Origin of the sequence: Cellulomonas septica, from assembly GCF_012396155.1 — a bacterium.
In the GTDB taxonomy this organism is placed as follows: domain Bacteria; phylum Actinomycetota; class Actinomycetes; order Actinomycetales; family Cellulomonadaceae; genus Cellulomonas; species Cellulomonas septica.
Genome location: NZ_JAAXOY010000119.1, coordinates 1 through 7,385 on the forward strand (window position 1 = coordinate 1; position 7,385 = coordinate 7,385).

The window sequence follows — 7,385 nt, forward strand, 5'->3', positions numbered from 1 at the left end:
GGAGCCTGCCGGGCGCGTGCCGGCGCCCGCGGGGAGGGAGGGCCGGGCGGTGGGGGCACCCACCGCCCGGCCCTTCGCCTGCTCCGAGGCCGGCGGCGTCAGTAGCGCGTGTACCGCACCCAGTCGTAGGTCGCGGTGCGCTGGCCCGTGTACTGGAACGGGCCGAGCCAGTCGTCGACGCCGACGCCGGGCCAGAAGTTCATCATCACGCGCTGCGGGTGCGTCGGGAGCGGGCCACGGGACCCGTCCTCCTGGTGCACGAGGCGCCCGTCGACGAACCAGTTGATCGTCCCGCCGTCCCACCACTCGATCGCGTACTGGTGGTAGTCCGCGGCGGCGTCGAACCCGAGGTCGACGACGCTCTCGTGCCCGCCGACGCCGTTCGTGAAGTAGTTCGTCTGCATCTGGCGGGTGTTCTTGCCGAGGATCTCGACGTCGATCTCGTCCCAGGGCTGCCCGTCGCCCGGCCCGGTGTACGTGAAGAAGGACGTGACCGTGCCGGACCCGGCCGACGCCTTCATCCGCACCTCGAACCGCCCGTAGGAGAACAGGTCGTTCGACCGGACCTCGCCCGCCGCGTACGGACGCCCGGAGCAGCCCGCCGGGCACGGCGTCGTGTCGAGGTTGAGCCCGAGGACGCCCCCGCTGTGCCACGCGTGGTCCGCGCGCCAGCCGGCGTTGAACATGCTGCCGTTCGTCCAGCCGTCGGCCTTGTGCCAGCGACCGGTGTCGTACCAGGTGAGGTCGTCGTGAAACGAGTCACCGATGGCGGCGACCGCAGGTGTCGCCAGGGTCGGCGTGGCGGCGAGGCCGGCCACGACCGCTCCGACGAGCGTCCAGCGGCGGGCGGTGGGCAGACGGTGCGTCGTCGTTGATCGCATGCGTGCTCCTGAGAACGTCCCGCGGCCGCGCGGCCGCGGGGTCGGGGCGCCCGGACGGTCGCGGGGATGGCCCGCGTCGGCGCGCCGGACGCGTGGTGGTGACGGGGCGGCGGGTCGCCGCTCGCGGAGCGGACTGGAACCGGTTCCAGTCCTCCACTCTGCGCCCGGGGCGGGCGTCCGTCAACCGGACGGACACGGCGCGCGCGGCGGTGGGGCGGACGGCAGCCGGCGCATGACCGACAGGTGGGACGCCCGGCTCGACGGGGAATCGCCGGCGCAGCCGCCGGATTGCACCAGGCATGACCACCTACGGAATCATCGGCGCCGGCCACATCGGCAGCCAGGTCGCCCGCGCCGTCATCGGGCTCGGCCACGACGTCGTCATCGCCAACTCGCGCGGCCCGGAGACGCTCGACACCCTCGTCGCGGACCTCGGCCCGCGCGCACGCGCCGCCACCGCCGAGGACGCCGCCGCAGCCGCGGACGTCGCGGTCGTGACCGTGCCCCTGCGGGCGCTCGCCGACATCCCCGTCGAGCCGCTGGCCGGCAAGGTCGTGCTCGACACCAACAACTACTACTGGGAGCGCGACGGGCGCGTCGAGGCCCTCGACCGCGGCGAGAAGACGACCTCGGGCCTGCTCCAGGAGCACTTGCCGACGTCGAAGGTCGTCAAGGCGTTCAACCACATCGGCGCGGCCGACATCACGACCGACGGGCACCCGGCTGGGAGCGACGAGCGGCGTGCGCTCGCCACGTCGAGCGACCACCCCGAGGCCGTCGAGCACGTCACGGCCCTGTACGACGCGCTCGGGTTCGACACCGTCGACGTCTCGCCGCTGAGCGAGTCGTGGCGCGTCGAGCGCGACCGCCCCGCCTACGTCGTCCGCCAGAACCGCGCGGAGCTCGTCGAGAACCTCGCGAAGGCGCCGCGCACGATCTGAACGCACGCGCGAGCGGCTGCGGGGGAGAGCGTCGGCTGCGACCGGCGCCCTCCGCCGTGCAGGCCGCGCCCGCGCGACGCCGGTGCCGGGGGCGTCGGTGCTCGGGCGACCCCGGTGCTCGGGCGACCCCGGTGCTCGGGCGACGACGGTGCTGCTCGGGCGACGACGGTGCTCGGACGGCGCCGGTGCCCGGGCGACGACGGTGCTCGCCCGACATGACGAGAGCCGCCCCACCGGCGACGGCGGGACGGCTCTGACGACAGTGCGCCCGATAGGATTCGAACCTACGACCTTCTGCTCCGGAGGCAGACGCTCTATCCACTGAGCTACGGGCGCATGGCGCGCACACGGGTGTGCGGGCCGGAAGCGAGCGTCAGCGTATCAGCCCGTCAGGCCTCGCCGAGAAACGCGGACAGGTACCCCGACGTCTCCGCGACGGCGCGGCCGTCGTCCCCGGCGACGATCGCCTCGACCAGCCCGTCGTGCGCGTCGCCCCCGTGCGTGTCGCTCACGAAGTTGAACCGGATGTTCTCGCCGATCGCGTCGAGCAGGTTCTCGTACAGGGAGACGAGCACGGGGTTCGCGGCGGTCCGCACGATCGTGCGGTGCAGGTCGAGGTCGGTCACGACCATCTTGTCGAGGTCGCCGGCCTGGTAGGCAGCAGCCCGGGCGTCGCGCGCGTCGAGCAGCGCGGACGCGTCGGTCGCGGTCCGACGACGGGCGGCGAGCCGGGCGGCCTCGACCTCCAGCGCGCGGCGCACCTCGACGACGTCGCGTTGCCGCGCGTCGGCTATGTGCCGGCCCATCGTGACCGCGAGCTCCGAGCTCGACAGCACGTAGGTGCCCGACCCCTGACGGCGCTCGAGCAGCCCCGCGTGCACGAGCGACTGCACAGCCTCGCGGACGGTGTTGCGGCCGACCCCGAGCAGGTCGACGAGGGCGGGTTCGGGAGGGATGCGCGAGCCGACGGGCCACTCGCCCGAGGTGATGCGGCTGCGGAGCGCATCGACGGCGGTGTCGATGAGTCCGGGACGTCGCGCCATGCGTCAGGTCGCCTGTCCGTGCATGGGCGAAGTCAACACCGCCGGATGCGCCCACGCCACCGTTTCGGCTGGTCGGCGCGCCGCGTCGTGCGGCCCCTGAGCGGCGCGCGCGGGACGGGTGCGGGACCCGGACGCGCGTCCGGCCGTCGGCGGCGTTCCCCTACCCTTGACGGGTGACTCCCGCCCAGCTCTCCGAGGCCCTCCGGGCCGCTCTCGTGCACGCCGTCGACGACGGCACGTTCGCCCTCGACCCGGCCGCGATCCCCGCGACCGTGCACCTGGAGCGACCGCGGCAGCGCGAGCACGGCGACTGGGCGACCAACGTCGCGATGCAGCTCGCGAAGAAGGCCGGCACCAACCCGCGGGCGTTCGCGGAGGAGCTCGCGCGCCGGCTCGGAGACACGCCGGGTGTCGCGTCGGTCGACGTCGCCGGTCCCGGGTTCCTCAACATCCGCCTCGACGCGGCCGCGGCGGGCGAGCTCGCGCGCTCGATCGTCGAGCAGGGCGTCGAGTACGGCCACGGCGACGCGCTCGCGGGCGTGCGCCTCAACCTGGAGTTCGTGTCGGCGAACCCGACGGGCCCGCTGCACATCGGCGGCGTCCGCTGGGCGGCCGTCGGCGACAGCCTCGCGCGCGTGCTCGAGGCGGCCGGTGCGGACGTGACCCGCGAGTACTACTTCAACGACCACGGCGCGCAGATCGACCGGTTCGCGCGCTCGCTCGTCGCCCGCGCGCTCGGCCAGGCCGCGCCGGAGGACGGGTACGGCGGCTCGTACATCACCGACATCGCCGAGCAGGTCGTCGCCGACGCGCTCGCCGCGGGTGAGCCCGACCCGCGCACGCTCCCGCTCGACGAGGCGACCGAGGCGTTCCGCGCGCGCGGCGTCGACCTGATGTTCGCCGAGATCAAGCAGTCGCTGCACGACTTCGGCGTCGACTTCGACGTGTACTTCCACGAGGACACGCTGCACGAGTCCGGTGCCGTCGAGCGGGCCGTCGAGCGGCTCCGCCAGGGCGGGCACGTCTTCGAGCAGGACGGCGCCGTCTGGCTGCGCACGACCGACTTCGGCGACGACAAGGACCGCGTCGTCATCAAGTCCGACGGCGAGGGTGCCTACATCTCGGGCGACATCGCGTACTACCTCGACAAGCGCGAGCGCGGCTTCGACCGCGTCGTCATCATGCTCGGCGCCGACCACCACGGGTACATCGGCCGCATGATGGCGGTGTGCGCGGCGTTCGGGGACACCCCGCACGTCAACCTCGAGATCCTCATCGGGCAGCTCGTCAACCTGGTGAAGGACGGCGAGCCGGTCCGCATGTCGAAGCGTGCGGGCACCGTCCTGACGATCGAGGACCTCGTCGACGCGGTCGGCGTGGACGCGGCGCGGTACTCGCTCGCGCGCTCGTCGGCGGACTCGTCGATCGACCTCGACCTCGACCTGCTGGCGTCGGCGAAGAACGAGAACCCCGTCTACTACGTGCAGTACGCACACGCGCGCACGGTCAACGTGGGCCGCAACGCGGCCGACGCGGGCGTGCGCAAGGAGGACGGCTTCGACGCGTCGCTGCTCGACCACGAGTCGGAGTCGGTGCTGCTGGGTCGCCTGGCCGAGCTGCCGCGCGTCATCAACCAGGCCGCCGAGCTGCGCGAGCCGCACCGCGTGGCGCGCTACCTGGAGGAGCTCGCCGGGTCGTACCACAAGTGGTACGACCAGCGCCGGGTCACGCCGTGGGGCGACGAGGAGGTCACGGACGTGCACCGCACGCGGCTGTGGCTCAACGACGCGACGCGTCAGGTGCTCGCGAACGGCCTGGGCCTGCTGGGCGTGAGCGCGCCGGAGCGGATGTGACCGGCGCGGCCCCGCAGCCGTCCGCGCACCTGCACGACGCCGCGACGGTCGTCCCGGGAGAGCCGTGGTCGACGGGTGTCGCGCGCGGTGACGACGGTGCCGTGCGCGTCGCCGGCGTCGACGTCCGGGACCTCGCGGCGGAGCACGGGACCCCGGCGTACGTCCTCGACGAGCAGGACCTGCGCACGCGGGCCCGCACGTACCGGCGTGCGTTCGCCGAGGCGTTCGCGCAGGTCGGCGCCGAGGTCGACGTGTATTACGCCGGCAAGGCGTTCCTGTCCGTCGCGGTCGCGCGCTGGGTGCACGAGGAGGGCCTGCGCGTCGACACCGCGTCGGGCGGTGAGCTCGCGGTCGCGCTGCGCGCGGGCGTGCCCGGCGCGGACATCGGCCTGCACGGCAACAACAAGTCCGACGACGAGCTCGCGGCCGCGCTCGACGCGGGCGTCGGCCGGATCATCGTCGACTCGCTCGTCGAGATCGAGCGGCTGGCGGACCTCGTCGCGGCCCGCGGCGGCGGCCCCGCGCCCGTGATGGTGCGCGTCACGACGGGCGTGCACGCGGGCGGCCACGAGTACATCTCGACCGCGCACGAGGACCAGAAGTTCGGGCTGTCGCTCGCGCCCACGCGGGGGACCGCGGACACGGTCGCCGACGCCGACGACGACAGCCCGGCGATGACCGCGCTCCTCGCGGTGCTGGCCCGCCCGGAGCTGCGGCTGCTCGGCATCCACTCGCACATCGGCTCGCAGATCCTCGACCCGTCGGGGTTCGCGGTCGCCGCCCGGTCGGTGCTCGCGCTGCGCGCGCGACTCGCGCGGCGCGCGGGCGTGCTCGTCGAGGAGGTCGACCTCGGCGGCGGCTACGGCATCGCCTACCTGCCGGGCGAGGTCGCGCTCGACCCCGACCGCATCGCCAAGGAGATCGCCGCGTCGGTCGCCGACAGCGCCGCCGAGGTGGGCACCGACGTGCCGCGGTTATCGATCGAGCCGGGCCGCGCGATCGTCGGGCCGGCAGGGCTCACGCTCTACACCGTCGGGACCGTCAAGCCCGTGCGCGTCGACGAGGGCCTGACCCGGCTGTACGTGTCCGTCGACGGGGGCATGAGCGACAACATCCGCCCCGCGCTGTACGGGGCGCGGTACCACGCGGAGGTCGTCGGGCGGCTGTCGACTGCGGACCGGGTCCTGGCGCGCGTCGTCGGGAAGCACTGCGAGAGCGGCGACATCGTCGTGCACGAGGTGCTGCTGCCGGGCGACGTGCGCGCGGGCGACCTCCTCGCGGTCGCGGCGACGGGTGCCTACGGGCGCTCGATGGCGTCGAACTACAACCTGCTCACCCGCCCGCCGGTGGTCGCGGTGGCCGACGGCGCCTCACGCGTCCTGGTCCGCCGCGAGACGGTCGCCGACCTCCTGTCCCTCGACACGGACGCCTGACGCCGGTCGCTCGCGCCGACCCGGTGCTCGTGACCGCACGGACGGCGCTCCCGGTACCCAGGACCGGGTCGGTCCGCTGCGGGGCCCACCACACGGTGTGGACGCCGTCCCGCCCGGTGCACGCCCGGCTCTATCCTGGGCCGCGTCACCGCCCGACCCCGGTGCCGGTCACGGCCCGCGGACGCGGCGCGGGGTGACACCCACCGACCGAGAGGCCGTCCCCGTGGTCCTGCCGCCCGACCCCCGCCCGTCCCTGCGCGTCGCCGTCCTCGGCTGCGGCGTCGTCGGCACGGAGGTCGTCCGGCTCCTCTCGACGCAGGCCGACGACCTCGCCGCCCGCGTCGGCGCCCGCCTCGAGCTCGTCGGTGTGGCGGTCCGCGACGTCGACGCGGAGCGTGACCCCGCCGTCGACCGCACGCTGCTCACCGCGGACGGCACGTCGCTCGTCGAGAAGGCCGACGTCGTCGTCGAGGTCATGGGCGGCATCGAGCCCGCGCGCGGCCTGCTCCTGCACGCGATCGAGCACGGCGCGTCGGTCGTGACCGCCAACAAGGCGCTGCTCGCGCAGGACGGCCCGACGCTCTACGCCGCCGCCGACGCCGCGGGCACCGACCTCTACTTCGAGGCCGCCGTCGCGGGCGCCATCCCGATCGTCCGCCCGGTGCGCGAGTCGCTCGCGGGCGACCACGTGCGCCGCGTGCTCGGCATCGTCAACGGCACGACGAACTACGTGCTCGACCGCATGACGACCGAGGGCCTCGACCTCGACCAGGCGGTCAAGGAGGCGCAGGCGCTCGGCTACGCGGAGGCCGACCCGACGGCCGACGTCGAGGGCTACGACGCCGCCGCGAAGGCCGCGATCCTCGCGTCGCTCGCGTTCCACACGCGCGTCGCGCTCGACGACGTGCACCGTGAGGGCATCTCCGCGGTGACCGCGCAGGACGTCGAGTGGGCCGCCCGCACGGGCCACGTCATCAAGCTGCTCGCGATCGCCGAGCGCGGCGAGACCGCCGACGGCACGGCGGGGGTCCAGGTGCGCGTGCACCCCGCGTTGCTGCCCGCCGACCACCCGCTCGCGGGTGTGCGCGGCGCGTTCAACGCGGTGTTCGTCGAGGCCGAGGCCGCGGGCGAGCTCATGTTCTACGGCCGCGGCGCGGGCGGCGTGCCCACCGCGTCGGCCGTGCTCGGTGACGTCGTCTCGGTCGCGCGGCACCGCGTGCTCGGCGGCAAGGGC

Annotated in this window: 6 protein-coding genes and 1 tRNA gene; 4 read left to right on the plus strand and 3 right to left on the minus strand. The window is 74.3% G+C overall.

Annotation, left to right across the window (positions count from 1 at the left end; genetic code table 11):
- Positions 1 to 98: 98 nt before the first annotated feature.
- Entirely contained in the window at positions 99 to 881 is a 783-nt protein-coding gene (gene bglS, locus HGA02_RS06675; protein WP_168678373.1) for a beta-glucanase, read from the minus strand.
- A 299-nt stretch (positions 882 to 1,180) separates the two neighbouring features.
- Between bglS and HGA02_RS06680 the strand changes: the two genes are divergently transcribed.
- Entirely contained in the window at positions 1,181 to 1,822 is a 642-nt protein-coding gene (locus HGA02_RS06680) for an NADPH-dependent F420 reductase (protein ID WP_168678374.1), read from the plus strand.
- Positions 1,823 to 2,085: 263 nt separating this feature from the next.
- Here HGA02_RS06680 and HGA02_RS06685 read toward each other — a convergent pair.
- Both HGA02_RS06685 and HGA02_RS06690 read right to left on the minus strand, forming a co-directional pair.
- A tRNA-Arg gene (locus tag HGA02_RS06685) sits at positions 2,086 to 2,158 on the minus strand.
- Between the two features lie 53 nt (positions 2,159 to 2,211).
- Positions 2,212 to 2,865: a FadR/GntR family transcriptional regulator gene (locus tag HGA02_RS06690; RefSeq protein WP_168678375.1), complete on the minus strand. Its 654-nt coding sequence runs from the start codon at positions 2,863 to 2,865 to the stop codon at positions 2,212 to 2,214.
- A 173-nt stretch (positions 2,866 to 3,038) separates the two neighbouring features.
- On the opposite strand from HGA02_RS06690, the gene argS reads away from it, so the two are divergent.
- The 3 genes from argS to HGA02_RS06705 all read left to right on the plus strand — a co-directional run.
- On the plus strand, positions 3,039 to 4,718 hold the full coding sequence (gene argS, locus HGA02_RS06695) for an arginine--tRNA ligase (RefSeq protein ID WP_124341917.1): 1,680 nt from the start codon (positions 3,039 to 3,041) through the stop codon (positions 4,716 to 4,718).
- A complete protein-coding gene (lysA, locus tag HGA02_RS06700; protein ID WP_343035332.1) occupies positions 4,715 to 6,151 on the plus strand; it encodes a diaminopimelate decarboxylase in 1,437 nt (478 codons plus the stop codon). Before argS ends, lysA begins: the two co-directional genes overlap by 4 nt.
- 193 nt (positions 6,152 to 6,344) lie before the next feature.
- The coding region (locus HGA02_RS06705) for a homoserine dehydrogenase (RefSeq protein WP_343035333.1) at positions 6,345 to 7,385 on the plus strand (1,041 nt) is incomplete at its 3' end.

Bases quoted from the DNA above. Each gene is read 5' to 3' on its own strand.
- bglS (WP_168678373.1), bottom strand. From the start codon at position 881: ATGCGATCAACGACGACGCACCGTCTGCCCACCGCCCGCCGCTGGACG.
- HGA02_RS06680 (WP_168678374.1), top strand. From the start codon at position 1,181: ATGACCACCTACGGAATCATCGGCGCCGGCCACATCGGCAGCCAGGTC.
- HGA02_RS06690 (WP_168678375.1), bottom strand. From the start codon at position 2,865: ATGGCGCGACGTCCCGGACTCATCGACACCGCCGTCGATGCGCTCCGC.